The organism is Rubripirellula lacrimiformis (assembly GCF_007741535.1).
GTDB lineage: Bacteria > Planctomycetota > Planctomycetia > Pirellulales > Pirellulaceae > Rubripirellula > Rubripirellula lacrimiformis.
Genome location: NZ_CP036525.1, coordinates 4,750,327 through 4,773,507, shown reverse-complemented (window position 1 = coordinate 4,773,507; position 23,181 = coordinate 4,750,327). Strand labels below are relative to the sequence as shown.

The window sequence follows — 23,181 nt, the reverse complement described above, 5'->3', positions numbered from 1 at the left end:
ACCAGCGCCCGCTTCGCCGACGACTCCGTCAGAGAGAATCCGTTCTCAAGATCCTCGCCTCGGTACGAAAGTAACTCGAGTGCATTCACCAGATGGTTCAGGGGTGACATACTTTCAGCCTGCTCCGGCGCGATACTCGCGAGGGCAAGTTGCATCCGAGCAGATGAAGGGTGAACTCGAAGTTCAGGCATTGGCGTACGAGATCAAACGCTCTCAACGGGACGACCAGAAAGAATTGAAACGCACAGAGCTGCGATCACTACTGGAACGCCAGTTCGATTCGATGCACGATCAACAGGCACAAAAGATCGCGGAGCTGAAAGAGCGGCTTGAAAAGGCCGAGGCGATGCATGCCCAGCGATCCGACAACAAATCGCTGATTGTCAATCGGCGTATGGATCAACTGATGGGCACACCAGACGAACTGAGTTGGGATCCCTCCAGGAACGAATCTGCGGGGCAGGGCGGTTATGGATCTTCTCGCAATTTAGGCAGCTTCTCACCATCCCGTTACCAGGAACCGACGGTGAACTCTCCGGCCACTCACGATCCGCGATTTTCGCGAGTTGGCCAGTCGGTCGTAGTGCCCAGCCAAAGCGTCCCTTCATCGGCATGGAGTCTTCCCGCACAAACCACGACACGGTTTTCCCGCCAGGGCAGTTACCCCAGCGGTCCCTCACCAGCCAACTCTTCACCCACGGCAGCTCCCCCTCATTCGTACTGGGCCGCGCCCGTGCCAACGGGCCCACCGAGTTTGTCACGACCGGCAACATCGTTGCCGCCACGATCAGTTTCAGCTGACGAAGTCGGTTCGGAAAATCAGGCGCGGTATCTGTTCGAGTTCGCTAGTAAACTGGCAACGTTGAAGAGTGACTTGCAGGTAGCTGAAACGAAGCTGACCGAAGTGGAACGACTACGCGAACAAGGTGCCGTGCCACACGCCGAAGTGGAGGCCGCCAAAGCAGCAGCCAATCGAAACGCGAAGCAGCTTTCGGTGCTGGAAAAGGAACGTGAGTACCTTGTCAAACAGTACGAACGGAAGCTTGCATCTTTCGATGATAAGATTGCCGAACTTGAAGAGTCCTTGAAGAAGCAGCCCGACGATTCGAAGCTGGAAAGCCAATTGAAACAGGCAAAGGAAGAAAAGACCGAACACAGCGAACTCGAATCGCTGATTCAATGGGTCAACGAATTGTAGGGCGTTGCATCCGCCCCCTTCAGCCCAAGAACGCCCAAACGTCAAGGCGACATCCGCTCCCATTCGTAGCGCAAGTCGCCAAGACTTTCGGCCAGCATCCACCAATCTGGTGAGCCGCGATCGCGTAAGCGGCCGGGAATGGAATAACCGAAAGTCTGGCGACATTCGCTACGGAAGGAGGCCGCGGTCCGCTCCCATTCGTAGCGCAAGTCGCCAAGACTTTCGGCCAGCGGTCCACCAATCTCGTGAGCCGCGATCGCGTAAGCGACCAAGGATCGGATAACCGAAAGTCTTGGCGACATTCGCTACGGAAGGAGGCCGCGGTTCGCTCCCATTCGTAGCGCAAGTCGCCAAGACTTTCGGCCAGCATCCACCAATCTCGTGAGCCGCGATCGCGTAAGCGGCCGGGAATGGAATAACCGAAAGTCTTGGCGACATTCGCTACGGAAGGAGGCCGCGGTCCGCTCCCATTGGTAGCGCAAGTCGCCAAGACTTTCGGCCAGCATCCACCAATCTCGTGAGCCGCGATCGCGTAAGCGGCCGGGAATGGAATAACCGAAAGTCTCGGCGACATTCGCTACGAAAGGAGGCCGCGGTCCGCTCCCATTGGTAGCGCAAGTCGCCAAGACTTTCGGCCAGCATCTACCAATCTCGTGAGCCGCGATCGCGTAAGCGACCGGGAATGGAATAACCGAAAGTCTTGGCGACATTCGCTCCCATTGGTAGCGCAAGTCGCCAAGACTTTCGGCCAGCATCCACCAATCTGATGAGCCGCGTTCGCGTAAGCGACCGGGAATGGAATAACCGAAAGTCTTGGCGACATTCGCTACGGAAGGAGGCCGCGGTTCGCTCCCATTGGTAGCGCAAGTCGCCAAGACTTTCGGCCAGCATCCACCAATCTCGTGAGCCGCGATCGCGTAAGCGGCCAAGGATCGGATAACCGAAAGTCTTGGCGACATTCGCTACGAAAGGAGGCCGCGGTTCGCTCCCATCCGTAGCGCAAGTCGCCAAGACTTTCGGCCAGCATCTACCAATCTGGTGAGCCGCGATCGCGTAAGCGACCAAGGATCGGATAACCGAAAGTCTTGGCGACATTCGCTACGAAAGTAGGCCGCGGTTCGTTCCCATCCGTAGCGCAAGTCGCCAAGACTTTCGGCCAGCATCCACCAATCTCGTGAGCCGCGATCGCGTAAGCGACCAAGGATCGGATAACCGAAAGTCTTGGCGACATTCGCTACGAAAGTAGGCCGCGGTTCGTTCCCATCCGTAGCGCAAGTCACCAAGACTTTCGGCCAGCATCCACCAATCTCGTGAGCCGCGATCGCGTAAGCGGCCAAGGATCGGATAACCGAAAGTCTTGGCGACATTCGCTACGGAAGGAGGCCGCGGTCCGCTCCCATTGGTAGCGCAAGTCGCCAAGACTTTCGGCCAGCATCTACCAATCTGGTGAGCCGCGATCGCGTAAGCGGCCGGGAATCCCCTTCTTCATTCGCCAGAATCCCCCCCTCCACCGCCAATCCGACAAACAGGAATTACGGCGAATCCCAAGACGACTCTTACAGCGATTCCAGCAACTCACGAGCTCGATCAACCGCGGGTTTCGCCCATGACTTTTCCTGGAACGTTTCCACGATTCCACTGAGCTTCTTTTTTGCCGCATCAGCGTCCTCGGACTCAGCGGCTGTTTGGACCTGTTCCAGCAATTGGGCCGCTCGCGCATCGATGGTCGTGCGAGCCGACGAACTGGATAGACGCTTCTTTTCGTAAACGGCAAAGTCCATCAGCGCTGCGAAGTCGGCGTCGCGCGCGCCATCGTTGGTGACGTCCGAAGTGTCGAATGCGTCGATCCAACTCTCGATCCGCTCGGTCGTTCCCTGCGGGTCACTGTGGCGATCCTGCATCGCAGCGATGAATCCCTCTTCGGCCGGTGACAACTCGACCAATCCGATGCCGGCTTGCGCGTTCAATCGCCGCAGGGTGGCAGCCAGTTTCGATTCCATCTGCATCTGACGCACCTCGGTCGCCCGATGGTCGTCGGGAAACCGGCGCAGAAAGACGCCCATCGTTGCTTGATTCCCGCTTTCGACCAGTGTCGTATACAGTTCGTCCGCAGATGGTGGTTGGATCGATCGATAGAACAGGTAGCCACCACTGAACAGGATGGTCACCATCACGGCGACCGCCATCCCGTGTAGAAACGCGTGCGTCAGAGGTGGCGACGTGGCTGGATCGTCGCGGTCGATCGAACCCGCTTCGACAGTCTGGAATCGTTCGCGCAGCTTGGTCGTCGACTCCTGCGGCGCACCGTCGGGGCCACGTTCTTTGGTTGTCTCCGGGGCGTTGCTGCGGGCGGATCCGCCGGTGCCCGAACGTTTCAACGTTTTGCTTCGTGACGCCAGTTCAGTTGCGCTGCCCAATCCGGAAATCCCACCACCAGTCTTCTTTGCATTGTCGGTGCCGGGCTGTTCGATCGCAGTATTGTCGTTGGCGACATGACTGTCGGAATCCCCGAAACTGGTAGCCGCATCGGACCGCGCAACCTGGCCGGTCCCGAACGCGGCGGAATCCAGTCCACCCAACTCCGACGTCAACGGATCGATGACGCTGGAATCCGTTTCGGATAGTTCATCGTCCAAACCGCTGGTGGTGGATGACTCTACGCCTGCGGTGACATCCGAACTGAACTGCATCCGAATGTCTTTCAACCGATTCATCACTGACAACGCAGTCGGCGGACGATCAGCAGGATCTTTCTCCAGCAAGTGATGCACAAGTTCGGTCAATGGCTTCGGCAAATCGGCATCGACCAAGTCCAACGGGATGGGCCGATCGTTTCGCAGTGCATCGATCACCTCGGTCGAATTCTTTCCTTTGAACGGTGCCCGGCCCAGCAACATCGCGTACATCACGCTGCCTAGTGAGTACAGATCGGTGCGGGGCGTGATCGGTCCGCCAACCGCCTGTTCGGGCGCCATGTAATCGGGCGTTCCCAGCACCGAACCAGCCTGCGTCTGTTCGCCATCGTCACCGAACAGTTTGGGAATGCCAAAATCCACCAACTTGACGGTCTCGTCAGGTGCCAAGATCAGATTGGCCGGCTTCAGGTCGCGGTGAGTCACTCCGATGTCGTGCGCCAACTTAAGCGCAGCGGCTATCTGGATTGAAATGTCGACGGTTTCTTGCCAGGACAATTTCCGGTTTCGACGAATGCGGGCCTGCAGCGTTTCGCCTTCGCACAATTCCATCGAATAGAACAGACGCCCTTCGTTGTCCTCTCCTTCGCCCAGAATTCGCACAATGTTGCGGTGTTTCAGCATCCGCAGCGCTCGGATCTCTTTGTCGAATCGACGTCGGAATCGAGGGTCGTCGGACACGTGAGCTGCGATCAACTTGACGGCGACCCGTTCGCCAGTCTTGGCATGGACGGCGGAATAGACGTTGCCCATCCCTCCGCGGCCGATCAATTCGCCGATTTTGTAGGGTCCCAAATATTCGTCGATCGGCATCGTGGACAAGCCATTGGTGGAGCATTCGTGCGGGCAAGCGTCCATTCTAAACCAAACGTCGGTCGCATCGCGATGGGAAGCGCGATGCGAGCAAGACGGATTTGCAGCGGTAAAGCGATCTTCGGACTGCGTAGTCACTTTGGTACGATCCGCAGATGGACGAAACCAACAATTTGAAAACCGCGAAACCGATCTCCCCCCGCAGCGCGGCCGCTGCCGCCCTGGCTTCGGTCTTCCTGCTGTGGCTCTCTGGCCCGCCCCTGGGATGGTGGCCGCTGGCGATGGTTGCGTTGGTGCCTTGGTTAACGCTGATTGCCCAGCCATCAGCGATCACGCGCACAGGCTACCTCGCGATCTGGGCCGCATCGACGCTGTACTGGTTGTTTGTTCTGCAGGGGCTGCGACACGCACACCCCGCAATGTACATCTGTTGGGTCGCCCTGGCCGGATACTTGGGGATCTATCATGTCGCGTTTGTCGGTCTATCACGCCGATCGCTTCGCACCCGCCTTGGGGGGCGATCGCTGCCAATCGCCGTGGTCGTTCCTGTCGTGTGGGTGGCGACGGAGTGCGTGCGGAACTATTTGCTGACCGGAATCTCGGTCGCCATGTTGGGACATGCCGTCGCAAACGTCCCGTTGATGATCCAGATTGCCGATCTCGGCGGTACCTACCTCGTTGGCATGGTCATCGTTTGTGTGAACGTATCCATGGCGATGATGTGGCTGCGGTTCCGTGGCCAGGAACACCAGCAGTCGGCTTCGTTGGCGATCGCGATATCCTTGTCGGCATTGATCGGCACGATCGGTTATGGGGTGGTTCGCCGCCAGACGCCGACGGGCGATCCACTTGCCACGTTCGCACTTTTGCAACGCGACGAAGCAGTCGTGTATGAACAGTCGGCTGATCGCGAGATCGAAATTTTCCAGAACTATGCCCGACAATCCGTCGCGGCGGTGCAGAGTTCAAGTCGCCCGATCGATATCGTGCTGTGGCCCGAGTCAATGTTTTCGGGAGCGTCGCCATGGATGATCATGGCCGATGACGCAAAGGTGCCAGAACAGTTTTACGATATCTATCCCGAAGCCCGGCAAGACCCCAGCCTGTTTCGCCGCACGGTCGACGATCGTATCGATTACTTTCAACAGCGTGCTCAACAACTGCAGTGGATGTCGACTCCGACGAATCAGCCCAGCGGACCACCAAACGCGGCGGACGCGGCGAACGCGGCGAACGCGGCGTCCGATGAACCTGCCACTACCAATCAGATTGAACCAGCCGGCGATGAACCAAAGGTCGGCGACGCGGAAGATTCTCGCTCGGTCGTCGCGCTTTCGCCGCCAGCGATCTTGGCGGGTTGTGGAGTTGTCGAGTATGACGATTCCGTTGGATCGTACAGCGCGGTTGTCCATATCGACAGCGATGGAAAGGTGGTGGACTGGTACGGCAAGAATCATCTGGTGATGTTTGGCGAATACGTTCCCATCGCGCCCTGGATCCCCGGGCTTCGTTCCTTGATTCCGCCCGGGATGGGACTGCGAACCGGCGCGGGTGGAAAAGCGATGCAGATCGGTGACACCATCGTGGCTCCGAATATCTGTATCGAAACGGCCGTCGAGCGAGTCGCCGTTAACCAGTTGCGAGAATTGGCGGCCGAGGGAACGATGCCCGACGTGATCGCAACCGTGACCAACGATGGCTGGTTCGACGATTCATCCGTCATCGAACATCACCTGCGGTGTGCGCAATTGGTTGCCGTGGCCTGCCGTCGTCCGATCGTATCGGCTGCGAACAACGGTCCGACAGCGTGGATCGACTCCAACGGTTCGATCGTCAAGCGACTGCCCATCGGCGCGAACGAAACGTTGATCGCCACCCCGCGTCGAGATAACCGCAGCAGCGTTTATGTCCAGATCGGTGCAATCCCAGCATGGATCTGCGTCCTGCTGACCGCAGCAACTACCATCCGGCGAAAGCCCAAGCAAAAGTAATGGGAGTTGCCAGAGTTCCCCACTGCCCAAATTCAATCCCAAGAAGGTTGAAACCCCGCCCCCAAAGCTCCTGCTCGAACTCGAACTCGAACTTGAACTCGAGCTCGAACTCGAACTCGAACTCGAACTTGAACTCGAACTCGAACTCGAACCAGTCCTTAAACCGGTCCCCAACTCAACCCAGCCTCACCCCCAACCCAGCCCCCACCTACTCCGTCGATTGATAGAGCGGCAGGTGCCGGTAATAAACCTCCAGGCAGTAGAGCGACAGGCAAGTGGTATACAGCCGTCCGTAGGAACCGTAGGCGTCGCCTTGAGGAGCCCAGCTGCCATCTTCCCGGCCGCTCTTCGACTGCATCTTCGGTAGCTCGGTCCGCATCACCTCGTTCCATTCACGCCAAGGCGACCCGCCAAAGTGGTGCAGGACTTGGGTGGCGTAGTACCAATAGTAAACGTCTTGGTCGTTGGTATCGAAGGGGAAGTCGATAGACAACGCCTCGACCCCGCGGACCATTGGCAGATCATCGCGGTTCCAACCAAGGTATTGTCGGCACAGCAGACCTTCGGCGGTCATCGCTGGCGTGGGCTGCCCACGCGGCTGGTACGAATAGGCCGCTCCTTCATAGGCTTGTGCGGTATCCAGGTACTCTCCCACTGCACGAAGCTTCGAATCACTCACTTCCAAGCCGGCGCTCTGTGCACTTTTCAGTGCCAGCAGGAACCATCCGGTGACCGACGTGTCTGAATCCTCGTTCGGGTTGTAACGCCACCCTCCCTGGGCTGATTGGGCGCTTTCGGCAAAAGCAACGGCCAGCTCGGCTCGCGGTCTCAGCCAAGAATCTCTGGTCATCCCGTACATCTCGCACAATGCGATCGTGGCCTGTGCTTGTGCGTACATTTGTTCGTGACTTCGAGCGTCTTTGGCCATGAACCCGCGGCGATCCTGCAGCGACACCAGACGCTTCACCGCCTTTTCCATCTCATCGGTGTAGTCACCGCTTTGATGGGTATGTCCGTCGCCGAGGAAGGCAAGCATGGCCATCGCAGTGGCCGACGCTTCGTTCTCGCTGTGGTTGCCGTCACGATACGGGCCCCGCAAACTCCAACCGCCCTGAGGACGCTGGTTTCGTTTCAGCCATTGCAGTCCCCGTTTGACTGCGTCTTGTGTCTCGGCGGTTCCACCGTACATCGCCAGCAACGATTGCTTCATCGCACCGGTGCGTCCACTGAACATGGGTGGCGAGATTTCCGAACTGCCTTCGCCAAAGTCGACCTGAGTCAGCTCGGGAACCATCGATGTGTCCGCGATCTCGAACACGTTCTTCAGGTCCAAGTCGATTTCGGTTTCGATCTCGGAATCCATCATCGCTTCGGACTCCACCAACGAATCGTCCGTTGCGATTTCGAACTCGGTCAATTCGACCGATGGCTCGGACTGGCCCGTACCGATCGTCAAAATCAGGCGACCGATGCCAGAACCGGCCGGTGTCGTGATCAGTGCCAAAATCAGCAGAAAGATCAGGTGCACCACTAGGCTGACCAACCAGGGCGGAATCACAAACCGGACTCGGTCTTCGCCGGGATCGGTCAGTGATTCCGCGTCTCCGTTGGCGGCCGCAGCAGGATCGCCTGCGGGCACGGGACCGGCAGTGGTTTTCGCCGTAGGTTGCGCCGCAGGTTTCCCGATCGAATCGATCTCGCCACGCCATCGGACACCACGTGCTGAGCCGACACCGGTTCCGACTTTCGGGTCAGCCGGTGGTCGAACCGGCGGCAAGGTGGCGCGAGGTGGTGGAGGCGGGGGGACGACCGAGCCGCGGCCGGTCGCGGCGGGCGGCGGTGATGACGCCACCGGAGGACGCTGTGGAGCGGCCACTGCGGGTGGAATGGCAGCGGGTGGAATCGAAGCGGGTGGGGGGGCCGGTGAAGGGGATGTGGGCGGAGGTGCGACAGGTCCTCGGTTGGCCGGTGGCACAAGCGGTGCGGCGTCGACCGGTGGCTGGCCCGCAGCCGCATTGGCGGTGGGAGGCTGTGTGGGTGTGGGGGGAACGATCGCCGGCGGATCGGTCTCGCCGTTCCGGGGGATAGCGGGATCAGGCAACGACGACGCACCGAGGGTATGGTTCGAGTTTGAATCGCGATGAACGTCGGCATGGGACATCGTGGCGAACTATCAAAATCAATGGAAAGAAAAGAGACGCTCGGGCGCCTGTGATGAAATACGAATCGAACGCCAGCAACGAGGGACCCAGAGAATCATTTCGAATTTCAGCTAGGTAAAGGATAAGGCCAGTGCGGCACGAATGCGAACTAGCTACCCCGTTTGCCACCAGAACGCACGAATATCCCAATGAAAACGATTTTCCGACCGTCGATTTACAAAGCCGTCGCGAACTTCTCAGAGCCCGTTGACAAGCCGAGATGATTATCCGATAAAGCGTGTGTCGAGACAGTCCCCAGGGCAGTCACGACAAACTTCACCGCGGGATGGAGCAGCCCGGTAGCTCGCGAGGCTCATAACCTCGAGGTCGTCGGTTCGAATCCGGCTCCCGCAACTTCTCTGAAAGGTTGGAACACTTTCCGACCCAACGGTAAACGAAAAGCCGACGTGTGCTCCACGTCGGCTTTTTTCGTTTTATCCCGTTATCCCGCAACCACTTGCGTCGATGTTCGTGGCGGTGGTTTCTCTGTCGTCTCAGAATCCTGAGAACGGTCTGGCCGGCACTCGCGGCCGGATTTCGGTTTCTGGGCCAGAATTCTTACGTTCTCTGTGTCTTAGCCGGTTTGGGTTAGGAGCCGTAGCGACCTCCCTTTCGATCCAGTTGAGAACCGCGTTTGACTCTGCAAATCGCGATGTTTCCCGTCACCCACTTCGTAGCGACCCACCGAAACAGAGCCCAAACACCGTTTGCCGGGTCATCTGATTTAGAGACACTGAGAATAGCTGGGTGACGCGAACATCATCGCGATTTCACTGCCGCCCACCAAACCCAGGCGATCAGCACGCCTTGCAGCGGCAACCGAGCAACCAGCGCCCAAACTGGGATCGCCGGGAACTGGTCCGCGTTCATCAGCATGTCCACGTTCGCTGGGAAGACGGCAACAAGCAGCGCGATCAATCCCCACCCCGCCGCTCGCCGCAGTCGTGGGATCGCCAAGCCAACCCCACCAAGCACCTCAAAGAACCCCGAGACGTAAACCAAGGCCAACGGCCAAGGCAAATAGTCCGGCATGATCTTCAAGTACACGCCCGGCGACACGAAATGATTGACGCCGGCGGCGATGAACGAGAGGGCGAGTAACGCGATGCAACCTGATCGCAGGAAGGAACGATTTTCTTCCGTATTCATAGCTGTCACAAATGAGCGTTTGAATCTGCGACAGGGTTTGGCCATGCAGGTTGCCCAAAGCTCTGGAAAACGCGAATGCAATTCATTTAGTCTTCCAAGTCTTCCAGCGATTCCATTCTAGTGGCACGACGGCGACGTGCGATGCGACTGATTGCCCCCTTTTCTTTTTCAATTACCTGATCCCATGCGAGAATTTCAGCGCGGTACCGATCCTCTACGGTGTTGAAGTCCGTGTTCCACCCCATGCCGGATGAATTTGCAATCTTCTCTTCGGAGATCCCTTCACTGATCGCAACTTTGACCAAGCGAACCCAAGCCGAATCTGGCAAACGTCGCAATGGGGATAGGCGATATTTAGCAAGCGATTCTTGCCTAATCAATTGACGAAATGTATCTGGATCGTCGGAAACAAGGTTACGAATAAGCTCATCTCGAATAGGTGAATCACGATGCAGATCCGCCAAGAGTGCTTTTCTCGCTTCCCTCGAAAGTTCGGCACACGCTGCCGCGACGGTCTCTTCATCGAAGTCGACGCGTTCTATCGGCGACATTCCCTGGGACCAATATCGAATCCATTGCTCACAGACTTCTATATCCGCGGAAAAGATTTCTGCAACGCAATGTTCCCGCCGACAGTCCTGAGCAATCGCCTTGCGCCATTTGTCTCGAACTTCTTGGTCTGCAGGAACTGTTTTATTCTGTCCCCACAATCCCTCAGCAACCTTCGCTCGCAATTTGCTATCGCTATGCGAAAGAAGCGGGCTGTAGTGTTGCGAAGCGATTTCGTCGCGTAAAGCAGCAACGTAAATCATTTGGGCGTACGGACCGCTTGCGGAAATAGCTTCTTTGACCAAGTCTCCAGGCATCGGGTCAACGCACAAGAGTAGAGTGATCGCTGCCGGCCGGTATATTGCGTTTTTCAGGCATCCGTCGAGAATCGACTCAAATCCACTCTCTTGTCGCTTGCACGCGGTTTGGAGAAAAGGCAGCAAAATATGGCAAGGAACTTCGAGCCTGATCGCTTCGCTGATCCAAGTAGACTGGTGTTCCAGCTTCTGAGAAATCGTCCTGCACACAACATCGCTGTAGTTCGGATACGCATGGCCAGTTCGATTTGCGTCCTCATTGAATGACCTGAGCTGCGAAAGCACATCCGAAGCAGGCCTTGATGCCCAGCGGTTGGCCAGTTTCACCGCACGCTGGTAGCACTGTTTTTCGAATTTCGTGTGGCCTTCGATTGTCCTGCCACGAACCGACTCCTTGGGAAAGAGAGTTGCGTATTCTGCTGGTACAGGTTGAGACAGCTTGATGCGATGATATTCAGCTAAACGACGAAGCTCAGATACGGCAGCGGGGCTATTTGCAAAAAGCTTGCAGAGTGGATCAAGAGTTTCAGTCGCCGCAAGGCGAAGTTGTTCACGCTGATCGTCGTTCACTGTGCCACTGACCGCTGGCCAAAGCCAATGTCTCATCGCATCCACAGCCAACGACCAGTCGATTGGTGTGTACCGTTTGAGCAGGTCGTGGGCTTCGTTCCAAAGCTCTCGCAATTGCTGAAGATCCTCCGGTGCCAACAAGCCACTTCGCCAAATAAAAGTGTCGAAGTTCTCAGGTGACTGATCGACAGACTTGTATTCTGGTGCGAATACACAACCCAGAAAACGAAAGGCCTGCTCTGCTGGGACTCCCTCCGAAAGTTGATTTGCGATTGCATCCAATACAATACGACGTCTCGGAATCGCAGCCTTGGTCGGATATCCCCGCTTCACCCAGTCCTCGACAGTCTGAACATCGCGATCGGGCTGGCGATTGAAGCGATCCCGGACCTCCGGTTTTGTCTCGATCAGTCGGCAAATTGTTCTTTCGGGCGTGCGTCGAATAAAGACATGTACAAGGCCATCAAACAGCTCGGGCTTTTCGTCCAATACCTGGTCGGCAATGGTGTCCTCTGCGGCAGCAAGTCGTTCCCACGCTTCAAAACTGTCAGCAGCTTGCGTCATTCGGAAGAGTTCGCTAACGGGTATCCTAGCTCCAACGCAGTACGCATCTACAGCTGCCATTGCAATTACGCCAGTCAACCGCCAATCCGAGGCGAACGGTCGCAGGTCTCGTCGGACATTACCGAAGAAAAAGTCTCGAATCAACGCTGGGCGAATTGCTGCGGGGAAAACGATTAAAAACCCTGGTCCGTTTTCTTCAACTAAACCGCCAATAGCAAACTCACTGACGATACGTTGGACCTTGGAAAGCGGAAGGTCGAGATAGTTCGCAATTCGAGACAATTCAATCCCCGTATCGCGTCCGAGAGCGAGGCATGACAGAACATCCATCGCCTCTGCATCGGACGATTGCTCGACGAGACTTCTTGTCCAGCGTGCAATGGAGTCACCCGTAAAGAACTCTTGAATATCTTCCTGGTCGCCTTCGTGACAGCATCGCAGCAGCATTGCTGCCCGGCCAGGATAACCCATTGATTGTCGAACCAAATGGTGAAAGAAACGATCGGGGCCGCCGATGCCTACCTCCTTCGCCATCGCGATGATCAATCGATTCGAGATCGGTTGCAGCTCGATCACTGAGGCTACCGGCAACCCCATCAAAACGACCAATGCGTCTCGATGGGTTGGCCAGCAATCAGCAACAATACGAAATTTCAGCGAGTGCTCCTGGCGAATTGCCTGAAGTGCCGTCACTCGGTCCAAATACAAATGTGCATCCTCTACCGCGATCATCTCAGGCTTCTCTGCACGCAGTTGCGCCGTCAGAGCACTCTCGTCGAAACTCTTCAAAAAATATCCACGGGTCTTATTAACCGCGGTCGACAGAACCGATGTTTTGCCTGTACCTGGCTGCCCAACCACGAGCCGATCACCCTCCGCCGCCAGAAGTTCTGCGACAACTTCATCTCGACCGAATAGTGTTTTGCAAACTGAACCACGAACTGAACGTGGTGTTACTACCAGACCTGAGTCCCCACCAGAAGTCGACTCAATAGTCTTTTCGAGTGTGGTCGATGCAGACTCCCGCAAGAAGCGAACGACTTGCATCAACTGATCTAGCGGCAGCGAACGGGCAGTTAAAAGAATATACTGGAAGTCGTAGCGGTCACGCTTAGCGTCAAAGTCGAACTGGCCTCGATCGCGGTCAAAGTTCGCGCGGGATGCGGGTGCTCTCGTGACTGGGTAAACAAAAAGCAAACGATCAAACTTGGAGTCATGGGTTCCTATGAAGGATTGCAACGTGCCACGAATCTTGTCCGCAGTCGTTGTATTCGTCACTTGAACCGCTATGCGAGCCAAACGGTCCGAAAGGTCGAATGAATCCTGCTGCGGGCCAACAGACAGGTTGTCATTCTTCAACGACCAACCAAAGACCATGTTTAGAAGCTCGCAAAAGAACGGTTCCATGCCTATCAAGACATCCTGATGCTTGATTGCCACTTGGGCCTCGACATGGGCCGCGAGACTGGTCAAGTATGCCTCTGCTTCGTTGATTAGATCGGTCTGCTTGAGCCCCAATTTCCGTACTCCAAAAGGGTAACTGACTACGTCAACTCACGACAAAAACTCGCATCTTTTCGCGGAATTGGCTTGTGTCATTGCAGGCAATTCCGCAATTGCCTCCTTGCGGTGCGATTTCCAAAGAGACGCCATCACATTTGATTTCGCTGACCGGCAATTCGTGGAACAGGTCGCCTACTAGTACTGCAAGCCTACTGCCCTTTGGGAATGCACGACTTGGAACAATCCCAAACGCTTTTTTCCAAACGTGAGCAAGCACGCCGATTTCTTCATAGTGTTCAGGAATTGGATTGATACGGCCGTCTCGATAGAAAATTGGCAAAACGTGCTCGCTTGTCCATCCTAGACGTTCCTGGTTGCGCCGAAGCAAGAACAAATCCCATGTCGTCATCAGGCCCAATCCAATGTCATCAGCGTTTTGGACAATTTCTGGGCGATAGGGTTCTGGGCTGCGTTCATGCGGTGGCAAGTTGCGTTGGTGATTGATGATTGTCAGCGGCTTAACAAATTGATTCAGCTCTCGCGTGCGCATCGTTGCATGCTTCTGAGCCTGCGTTGACTCGTCATCGGCCGGTGTCCCAACAATTCCCTTAATATCAACAACCAAGATCGGATCCCGATCTCGGACTTGCACGTCCTCACGGAGATTCTTTTCTGTTCCGTCCTGTCGTGCCTGCTCATCCATGTCGACGACGTCTTGAAAGCCAAGCTGCCGCAGCGTGTTCATCACTGCCTCCACCAATTCGTCGCCGGTTCCGTTGAGAAGAACATACCAGTCTGCGTTTGCTTTCCGATCAGCTTCGATTTCAGAGTGCAGTTTCTCAATCTCGGCGTCAGCTTCCTTACGTACGATTGCTATTCGAGCCTTCTTTTGGTTGATGCTTGCCAGCTCGTAACGGTCAGAATGCAACCACGCCTGTTTGTCATGGAAGGGAAAGAGATGTGGACGCCATTGGGCGCACCAATCGCGAATGAAATCTGCCGCAATTACATGAAAGTCCGGCATCTGAGGCAATAATAACATCGCTACCATCGGGTCGTTGCGAATAAGAAGCCCAGCAACTGTGTTGTCATACTTGTCCTTCGCGAGCGGCAGAAAGTGATCTCGCTGGTCGTAGTTCGGGGAAATACGGGTCTGATACCGGGAGCCTTCTGCCCCCTTTCGCAGGAGTCGCGACAGCGCATTTCCTTCGTTGAGAAAATGAATTTCGCTCCCGTTCGCTCTCTGATTCCCAAATCTCTCTAAGTGGCTTGAAAAACTCCAGCTAGAAAACTCAAACTTGTTCGTGTCACGAAAATTGATGTTTGAAAACATTGAACCCTGGAGATAGGTTCTTTCGTATCGTGATCCTAAGAACACGACGGCCAAGCCACCGTGCTCCATGATCGTATCGAACGTTTCACTGATGCCGTAGGACACCAGCGGGCGAGCGTCGATTTCGCCTTGCTCAGCAGTCTGCCAAAGCATCTCGACACCATCTGCTACCTTGATAAAACCACTTTCGATGCTATCCGGCAGTGCCGTGTTTATCATCAGGATTTCCTGCTCCTCATGACCACTTAAATCCGCCCACGAGTGATCGACTGGGTACAAGTTGTCTGACCGTTCCACACGACGGGGCGCTCCCAAGGTCGCCGTCGTCACGTTGAAACCTTCAGCACGCAAACACTGATCGGTGCGCTCATCGATATCGATCAACATCATTCGTGGTTTTGCGAACTTCGGACTCGGGATTTCATCAGTCAAAGAAGCACTTCTATTCATAAGAGTTTTTGCTCAGTTTAAATTCTCACCCTATCGATGACATCTACGACCAATCCTGCGACTCCAAACGCTCTTTCCGCGTTTCCCAGTCGGGGAGGATGCGGGTCAGTGTTCGGTAGAACTTTGGGCTGTGGTCGTGGATTTTTAGGTGGCATAGTTCGTGGATGATGACGTAGTCGATGCAGTGGATTGGCACGCGGATCAGGTCGAGGTTGAGCGTGATGTTGCCAGCCTTCGTGCAACTGCCCCAGCGCCGTGTCATCTGGCGAATGGATATTTTCGGCGGTGATTTCAGTTTGAGTGATCTGCACTTTGGTAGGCACAACGCCAGTCGTCGCGCGAACGTGGCGTCGGCATGCTGGCGATACCAGTCGATGACGAGCTTTTTCGTCGCGTCGTGATCGGAGGTGTCAGATTGTCCGACGTGCAGGAACTTGCCGGATAATTTAGCCGAGTGCTCTGATGACTTCGTGACTCTTAGGCGATATTGACGACCGAGGTAGCGGTGTGTTTCTCCGCTGTTGTATTCGCGGGCAGGTTGAGTGGGTTGGTAACGCTCGAAGTATCTCCACTGCTTCGCGATCCATGCGGACTTCGCTTCGACTCGATTCAGGACCGCTTCTCGAGACCGATGCTCAGGAGCCAAGACCTCCAGCCGCATTTCAGGATGGACATGAATCGTCAATTGCGATCGTGGCTGGAATTCGATCTTGAACGGAATGTCGAGCCGGCCGTACTTCAATAAGTAACCACCATCGGGCTGTCCATTCTCGATTGTGGTTACCACCGACATCAGGCGTACCTCCGACGTGCAATGTCGAGGCATTTCTCCAAGATCATGTCGATCTCGTCGAACGATAGGTCCAGCCCTGTGCCCTCAAGTTCATGGAGGTAATCCTCGATCGCGGTTTGCATCTGGTTTTGCACGTCGGGATTGTTCGTCCAGTTCACAATGCGATGAGTCTTGACGATGTCGTCGATCCGCAACGCTGCCGCCGCGCCGATGGTTGGCAAATCGAGATCGCCGCCCGAGTGCGACTGAAAAACCTCTTTCACCACGCCGTACAACGCGCCGGCGACCTCGTGCCCTCGCAATTCGCTTGGCAAGTTGTCGCCGCTGCGGGTACGGATCTTCTCGGCGATGTCTTGGACTTGGTTCAAGTACTCGATGTCGGCGAGCCGTTTCTGCTGGAAAGCTGCGATCGCATCTTCGAGCATCTTCGAGAACTTGGCATAGAATGCGGGGTCGTCATCCATCCGTTCATTGATCGTACGTTTGGTCCGGTGCGCGATCGTGTCTGCTTTCGATCCGGCACTCTTGCCTTCCAGTTGCTCCAACTCTTTCTCGAACGCTTCCCGATCGAAGATGTTGACCAGCGACGTCATCTTTTTCACTTCACCGGTCGCGACGTGGGTGTCGATCAGCTTTTGAATCTTCTCCTCGTACTCCTTAAAGTCGACGACTTCGGCGTATCGGTGCCGAACCGAAGATCGCAGGTTCATGAAAAACTTCAGGTCTTTGCGATAACGGTCGACCTTGGCGTCCGGTGTTTCCTCCATGAACGCTAGGGAACCGAGTGCCATCGACAGCGAACGGGCAAAATCACGCAGCGCGTCATAGAACTGGTCTCGCAACTCCTGGTCGGCCAGCTTCCGCTCGTACAGTTCCTCGTCCTGCTTGTTGGTGATGTCCTGGAACAGGTTGAGCAGTTCCGTGTGCCGGCGAGGCAGCTTCTCGATCTCGACGGCCACATTGGTCATCGCCGCTTCGAGTTCCTCCTGGTCGGCCTCTTCCAACTCGCGATAGAACTCAAAGGCTTTCTGCAAATTCGACAGCACGCCGCGGTAGTCGATGATGTATCCGAAGTCTTTCCCCTCACATAAACGGTTCACGCGTGCGATCGCTTGCAACAACGTGTGATCCTTCAGCGACCGAGTCAGGTAGAGCACCGTGTTTCGCGGCGCGTCAAACCCTGTCAGCAACTTGTCGACCACGATGATGATCTCAGGGTCGTCGCCGGCCTTGAAACCGTTGATGACGTTCTTGTTGTACTGGTCCTCGCTGCCGTGCTTGTTCATCATCTTCCGCCAGAACTTCTGGATCTCTGGCAGATCGTCTTCGTCGATTTCGACCTCTTCGTTACCCTCACGGTCATCCGGCCCCGATATCAGCACCTCTGCCGAAACCATACCGAACTCTTCCAAGAACCGCTGGTACATCAATGCCGTCTTCTTGTCCTGTGTGACAAGCTGGGCCTTGTACTTGGTGCCTTGCCAGTTGTCGCGGTAGTGCATGCTGATATCGAGTGCGATCTCTCGAACCTTCTGCTCCGCCTTGTTCAACTGGTCCGTCGTCGAAAACTTCTTCTTTAAGTCCGCCTTCTGTTCTTTCGACAGGTTCGTCGTGATGATCTCGAACCAGCGGTCAATCGTTTCGCGGTCGACACGTTGCTCTACATCGCGAGCCTCGTACAACAGTGGCACAACGGCTTTGTCTTCGACCGCGTCACGGATTGAGTATGTCGGCTGAATCAAGCCGCCAAACTTATTGATCGTGTCCTTTTCCTTCTTACGAACGGGCGTTCCAGTGAAGCCTATGAAGCAACCACGCGGCATCGCTTTTCGCATCTTGGCGTGCATCGTCTTGTACTGCCCGCGGTGGCTCTCGTCGACCAACACAAAGATGTTGTCGCTTTCATTTCGCAGTTTGCCACGGCTCACCGCGTTATCGAATTTGTCGATCACCGTCGTGATCACCCGGCCAACCGAACCCTGCATCAGCGAAGCCAAGTCTTTGCCGCTGGCGGCCTGTTGCGGCTGCATGTCACAGTGAGTAAACGTCTTGTAAATCTGGTCGTCCAGATCGACGCGATCCGTGACCAACACGATCTTGTACTGAGGCAACCGCAATCGAGCGATCTCTTTCGCCAGCATCACCATCGTCAGCGACTTGCCCGACCCCTGAGTGTGCCAGACGACGCCGCCCTTGCGAGCACCGTTGTCGTCCCGCTGTTCGATCCGACCGAGCGTGTTCTTCACGGTGAAGTATTGCTGATATCGGGCGACCTTCTTTTCGCCGGCGTCAAAGACGGTGAACGAGTACGCCAAGTCCAGAAGTCGTTCGGGGCGGCACAGGCAATACAAGGCACGGTCCTGGTCCGTGATCGCACGTGGGCCGGTGAAGTAGGCAGCCTGTTCTTCGCTGACATAGGTGAACCGATCCATCAGCCAACGCGTGTCCGCCATCTTCTTGGGCGGCTTTGACATGATCTTCGCCAACGGTTTGTCGACGTTCTCTTTCCACACCGACCAGAATTTCGCCGGCGTCCCTGTCGTCCCATAGCTCGCACCGTTTTTCGAGACACCGAGCAAAAGCTGGGTGAACAAGAACAAATGCGGGATTTCATCATCGCGTTGATTGCGAAGATGCTGCGAGACCGCCTCGGTCAACGAATCATCTTTGTCTGGGCGTTTGCATTCGATCACGCACAGCGGGATGCCATTTACAAACAAAACGATGTCGGGCCGGCGAGTTTCGTGGCTGGCCGTTCGCTCGACCACAAATTCTTCGGTTACGTGAAAGATGTTGTTCTTGAGCCACGTCTCTGGATTCCAGTCGATGTAGCTGAGCGGAAAGCTCTTTGTGTCCCCCGCAATGGTCTGTGGCAGACTCTTGCCCAGCACCAGCAAGTCATAAATCTTCTCGTTCGTCCGGACCAAACCGTCGTAGACAACATCCTTCAGCGCCAGGATCGCCGAGTGAATATTTGTTTCACTGAATGGATGCGTTTCGCCCTTAAACTCGATCCGGTTCAGTTTCTTCAGTTGGTCCACCAGTACGGTGTCAAGCAATGCACTCGACAGCTTGCCGCCACGCGCCGCCACGGCTTCCTCGGGCGACAAGTATTTCCATCCAAGCTGTTGCAGCAACTGCAACGCCGGAATCTGCGAGATGTGATCTTCCTTGAACGAAGGCAGTGCATCGCTCATGGCGAGTCCTCCGATTCAAATTCCGCTTCAATCTCCTCGATACTCGGCAAACTCCCTTTGAGTGGCTCCGGCAACGATTCCACTAATTGCGTTTGCCATTCGGCGACGCCAATTGGTTTGTTGATATCGCGCAGAGCATATTCGGCTTTGATGCGTTCCTTTGATTTGCAAAGGATCAGACCGATGGTTGGCTCGTCGTTCGGGTGCCGCATCAGGTCATCGACGGCGGAAAGATAGTAGTTCATCTGCCCCGCATCGGCTGGCGTGAACTTCTTCATCTTCAAGTCAATGACGACGAAGCATCGCAGCTTCAGATGGTAAAACAGCAAATCTAGAAAGTCGTCTTCGTCGCCAACGGAGATCGGCACTTGCCGCCCGACAAATGCGAACCCGGCACCCAGCTCCAGCAGGAACCGTTGGACATGGTCGGTAAGCCCCTGTTCGAGATCCCGCTCGACCGCATCCTCATGGAGCGTCAGGAAGTCGAACAGGTACGGATCTTTCAGTGACTCTTGAGCCAGATCCGACTGCGGCGGAGGCAGGGTCGCGACGAAGTTGGTGATTGCCTTGCCTTGACGCTGGTACAAACCGCTTTCAATCTGCACCGTCAGAACGGCTCGGCTCCAACCGTGCTCGAGAGTTTTCGCGGCATACCAGTGACGCTCTACAGGATCTTTGACCTTTTCGATGAGCAGGGTGTTATGGGACCACGGGATTTCTGCCACAGCCGGTGGCAGTTTTAGCGTCTCCAATTCTGCCACAGCCTGTGGCAGATTCTCACTTGCGGGCGAATAAGCTTGGAAAAAAGCTCGCATCCGCCAGATATTCCGAGACGAAAACCCGCTCACGTCTGGGAAGGCGGAACGCAAGTCCTTCGATAGCCGATCGACAACACTTCGTCCCCAGCCAACGTTCTGCTGTCGCTGAGCGATTTGGCGTCCTATGTCCCAGTAGAGCTGGATCAGTTCGCGGTTGACCGACAGCATCGCCTTCGTTTGCGATTGCCGCACTCGTGCTTTGAGTGCCTCAAAGACTTCCGCGTAATCATCGGGAACGGCGACACCACTTTTCTTCTTGGCCATCACGCAGCCCCCTTGGGAAGTTTGACGCGAGTCTTGCCGGTCAGCAGTTGCTGCATCAGGCCCTTCTTTTGCTGTTTGAGCAGCGCGAGTTTTTTCACAAGTAACTCAATTTCCCAGTTCATCGCGTTCAGTATCGTCGCGATGCGTTTCTGTTCCCTTAAAGGAGGCAACGCGATGGGGATTTTGACAAACTCCGAGAAATGAACTCGTCTCTTTTCGATAAGTGATCCTGTCGCATACCTTTCGTACATGTGCATGAGTCGGGGGCTCTTCAGTAAGTATTCAAGAAAGCTGGAGTCGCAGTCATTACCGATGACGGAAAACACGTCGTAGTACGCCGAGACGCTCACGCTTGATCGCAATCGAGACCGTCCGATAGCACCGAAACGAAGGTTCATCGGATTGATTACGAAATCCCCGAAATGGACAATTGCGTACTTGTTGTTGTCGCTGTCCTTCAAAAGAAACGAGCGTTCGTACCGCTCCGTCTTTTCGGTAACGCCATTTTCGATGGTAAAACTATGAAGCGGAAATGCCTTAAGGTCGCTACTTTTCTCGCTTCTCTTCCTGATAAATCTGCCGAGTTTCGATAAGTTCCAACCGGGGCTCGCACTGCCGACACTAAGTGCAAGCAACGGTTTGGTTATTTGCGATTGAATAACGGATTGTTTGCGTTTCTGCTTGGTGGCAATCAACTCCTCTGTCAATTCAATTGCTCGATCCCAAGACATAAGAATGGCTGCGATCTTTTGCTGTTCAGGAAGTGGTGGGATACGTAACGCTATCCGACGAAGCTCACCTATTGAAATCTCCTTTAATGCTGAGCCGTTTGTGCGTCGCTCAAGGCGACGCAGAGTCTCCGCAGACTGCATGACCTGAAAGAGAAACGCGGGCGTGACATTGCCGTTGGGTGAAATGCGGGCCAATCCTCTTGTGAGATTGCAACCAACGAGTTCGTCACAAACAAGAATTGCTTTACCAATTTCTCCTCGTAAAGCTAAAACCAACTCGTCTTTCTCAAGAATCGTGCGTTTATATGACTGATTGATTTCTTGAGATGTGGTAATCAATTGGTCAAGCTGGATGCGAGGCTTTGTTATGTCGACGACACGGAGACACTTCACCCCGTTTTTCTGAGCTTCGCCGGTTTGCACGATTCCGTAGGAGATTCTCTTCTCGCTTAACTGCGACAGCGTAAGAGACTTCCAATCTCTATGATCCATATCCCAGCTCCTTCAAATACCCAGCCATCTCCTTCTGCACTGCAGCCAACTCCTTCTCCAACCCATCAATCTCTTTCTGTACCGCTCGTACGTCGACATCTTCTTCTTCCTCAAACGTGTCGACGTAGCGGGGGATGTTCAGGTTGAAATCGTTTTCTTCGATCTCAGCAATGTCGGCGACACAGGCGTACTTGTCGACATTCTTTCGCTTCTTGTACGTCTTCACAATCTTGTCAATGTGATCTTCGCCCAAGTATGAACGTGCCTTGGCGTCAATGAATTCGCGACTGGCGTCGATAAACATCACGTTGCGTTTTTTCTTGTCCTTGCGGAACACCAGAATCGCAGCCGGGATACCGGTGCCGAAGAACAAGCCGGCCGGCAAGCCGACAACAACATCAAGCAAGTTTTCATCGACCAGCTTCTGCCGAATCAATCCCTCGCTGCCGCCACGAAACAACACCCCATGCGGCACGATCACGCCCACGCGACCTTCACCAGCTAGCGCCGTTTCGATCATGTGCGTGATGAACGCGAAGTCGCCCTTGCTCTTGGGCGGAATGCCTCGCCAGAACCGTTTGTACTGGTCCGTGTCCGCCGTCTCGGCTCCCCACTTGTCCAGCGAGAATGGCGGATTGGCGACCACGACGTTGAACTTCATCAACTGGTCATCTTCGACCAACCGCGGGTTCGTGATCGTGTCGCACCACTCGATCCGCGCACTGTCCATTTCGTGCAAGAACATGTTCATCCGCGACAATGCCCAAGTGCTGCCGTTGGACTCTTGCCCGAACAATGAAAAATTGCGACTCGGCGAACCGTCGGGTTCCTGAATTTCTTTCGCCGTGCGAATCAACAACGAGCCGCTGCCACACGCCGGATCGCAAATTGTGTCACCGGGCTGCGGATCGACCAACTTAGCCAGCAGCATCGACACTTCTTTGGGCGTGTAAAACTCGCCAGCCTTCTTCCCAGCTCCCGCCGCAAATTTTTCAATCAGGTACTCGTAACAATCCCCGATCACGTCACGGTTGCTCAGATGCGACGGTCGCAGATCCAACGGCCGCGTGTCGCTGCCGTAGAAATCCTCCAACAGATTCTTCAACCGCCGATTGCGATCCTTCGTCTGCCCCAATGCCGCTTCAGAGTTGAAGTCGATGTTTCGGAAAACGTTCTCGAGCTTCGCCTTGTTGGCATCTTCGATCTTCTGCAGCGCTTTATTGATCCGGTCACCGATATCAGCCGCTTCGCGGTTCTCGTACAGCGTGTCAAAGTCACACTTCGGCGGTAGCGCAAACCGCTCACGAGCCAGTGCCCGCTCGATCCGCTTTTTATCACCCTTGTACTTCTTGGTGTATTCGTCACGTTTGTCTTTCCACAGGTCGGTCAGGTACTTCAGGAACAACATCGTCAGGATGTAGTTCTTGTATTCCGACGGATCGACGGCCCCGCGAAACGAATCGCAAGCCTTCCAAACGATCGAGTTGATTTCGTCTTGAGTGAATTCGTTGCTCATGGTGTTGTATGTCTTCCGATTTTTCTCAGCGTTTATTGA

At 55.2% G+C, this 23,181-nt stretch carries 13 protein-coding genes and 1 tRNA gene; 3 read left to right on the top strand and 11 right to left on the bottom strand.

Annotation, left to right across the window (positions count from 1 at the left end; all coding sequences use genetic code 11):
* Nucleotides 1-79: 79 nt before the first annotated feature.
* On the top strand, nucleotides 80-1,198 hold the full coding sequence (locus K227x_RS16840) for a hypothetical protein (RefSeq protein ID WP_145171256.1): 1,119 nt from the start codon (nucleotides 80-82) through the stop codon (nucleotides 1,196-1,198).
* Nucleotides 1,199-1,239: 41 nt separating this feature from the next.
* Here K227x_RS16840 and K227x_RS16835 read toward each other — a convergent pair whose 3' ends face one another.
* Both K227x_RS16835 and K227x_RS16830 read right to left on the bottom strand, forming a co-directional pair.
* Complete coding sequence (locus K227x_RS16835) at nucleotides 1,240-1,500, bottom strand: hypothetical protein (protein ID WP_145171254.1); 261 nt, start codon at nucleotides 1,498-1,500, stop codon at nucleotides 1,240-1,242.
* A gap of 1,254 nt (nucleotides 1,501-2,754) precedes the next feature.
* A complete protein-coding gene (locus tag K227x_RS16830; protein WP_218933315.1) occupies nucleotides 2,755-4,704 on the bottom strand; it encodes a serine/threonine-protein kinase in 1,950 nt (649 codons plus the stop codon).
* Between the two features lie 155 nt (nucleotides 4,705-4,859).
* Between K227x_RS16830 and K227x_RS16825 the strand changes: the two genes are divergently transcribed.
* Entirely contained in the window at nucleotides 4,860-6,695 is a 1,836-nt protein-coding gene (locus tag K227x_RS16825) for an apolipoprotein N-acyltransferase (protein ID WP_145171250.1), read from the top strand.
* A gap of 208 nt (nucleotides 6,696-6,903) precedes the next feature.
* Here the strand turns inward: K227x_RS16825 and K227x_RS16820 are convergent, their stop codons facing one another.
* Nucleotides 6,904-8,856 carry a prenyltransferase/squalene oxidase repeat-containing protein gene (locus tag K227x_RS16820; protein WP_246145862.1) on the bottom strand — a complete coding sequence of 651 codons (1,953 nt, stop codon included), beginning with the start codon at nucleotides 8,854-8,856 and terminating at the stop codon, nucleotides 6,904-6,906.
* A gap of 320 nt (nucleotides 8,857-9,176) precedes the next feature.
* Between K227x_RS16820 and K227x_RS16815 the strand changes: the two genes are divergently transcribed.
* Nucleotides 9,177-9,250: transfer RNA gene (locus K227x_RS16815), tRNA-Met, on the top strand.
* A 405-nt stretch (nucleotides 9,251-9,655) separates the two neighbouring features.
* On the opposite strand, the gene K227x_RS16810 is transcribed toward K227x_RS16815, so the two are convergent.
* The 8 genes from K227x_RS16810 to K227x_RS16775 all read right to left on the bottom strand — a co-directional run bounded on the left by K227x_RS16810 (nucleotide 9,656) and on the right by K227x_RS16775 (nucleotide 23,142).
* Nucleotides 9,656-10,045 (bottom strand): DoxX family protein, encoded by a 390-nt coding sequence (locus tag K227x_RS16810; RefSeq protein ID WP_145171248.1) that lies wholly within the window; start codon nucleotides 10,043-10,045, stop codon nucleotides 9,656-9,658.
* Between the two features lie 86 nt (nucleotides 10,046-10,131).
* Nucleotides 10,132-13,563, bottom strand: a complete 3,432-nt coding sequence (locus tag K227x_RS16805) for an SMEK domain-containing protein (RefSeq protein ID WP_145171247.1) — start codon at nucleotides 13,561-13,563, stop codon at nucleotides 10,132-10,134.
* A 31-nt stretch (nucleotides 13,564-13,594) separates the two neighbouring features.
* Nucleotides 13,595-15,313, bottom strand: a complete 1,719-nt coding sequence (locus K227x_RS16800; RefSeq protein WP_218933314.1) for a hypothetical protein — start codon at nucleotides 15,311-15,313, stop codon at nucleotides 13,595-13,597.
* Between the two features lie 61 nt (nucleotides 15,314-15,374).
* Nucleotides 15,375-16,124 (bottom strand): M48 family metallopeptidase, encoded by a 750-nt coding sequence (locus K227x_RS16795; RefSeq protein WP_218933313.1) that lies wholly within the window; start codon nucleotides 16,122-16,124, stop codon nucleotides 15,375-15,377.
* Nucleotides 16,124-19,321, bottom strand: coding sequence for a type I restriction endonuclease subunit R (locus tag K227x_RS16790; protein WP_145171241.1), 3,198 nt, complete (start codon nucleotides 19,319-19,321; stop codon nucleotides 16,124-16,126). The genes K227x_RS16795 and K227x_RS16790 overlap by 1 nt, the downstream gene beginning before the upstream one ends.
* A complete protein-coding gene (locus K227x_RS16785; RefSeq protein ID WP_145171239.1) occupies nucleotides 19,318-20,403 on the bottom strand; it encodes a PDDEXK nuclease domain-containing protein in 1,086 nt (361 codons plus the stop codon). Before K227x_RS16785 ends, K227x_RS16790 begins: the two co-directional genes overlap by 4 nt.
* Nucleotides 20,403-21,626 (bottom strand): restriction endonuclease subunit S, encoded by a 1,224-nt coding sequence (locus K227x_RS16780; RefSeq protein WP_145171237.1) that lies wholly within the window; start codon nucleotides 21,624-21,626, stop codon nucleotides 20,403-20,405. The genes K227x_RS16785 and K227x_RS16780 overlap by 1 nt, the downstream gene beginning before the upstream one ends.
* Nucleotides 21,616-23,142: a type I restriction-modification system subunit M gene (locus tag K227x_RS16775; RefSeq protein WP_145171235.1), complete on the bottom strand. Its 1,527-nt coding sequence runs from the start codon at nucleotides 23,140-23,142 to the stop codon at nucleotides 21,616-21,618. The genes K227x_RS16780 and K227x_RS16775 overlap by 11 nt, the downstream gene beginning before the upstream one ends.
* Nucleotides 23,143-23,181 lie beyond the last annotated feature (39 nt).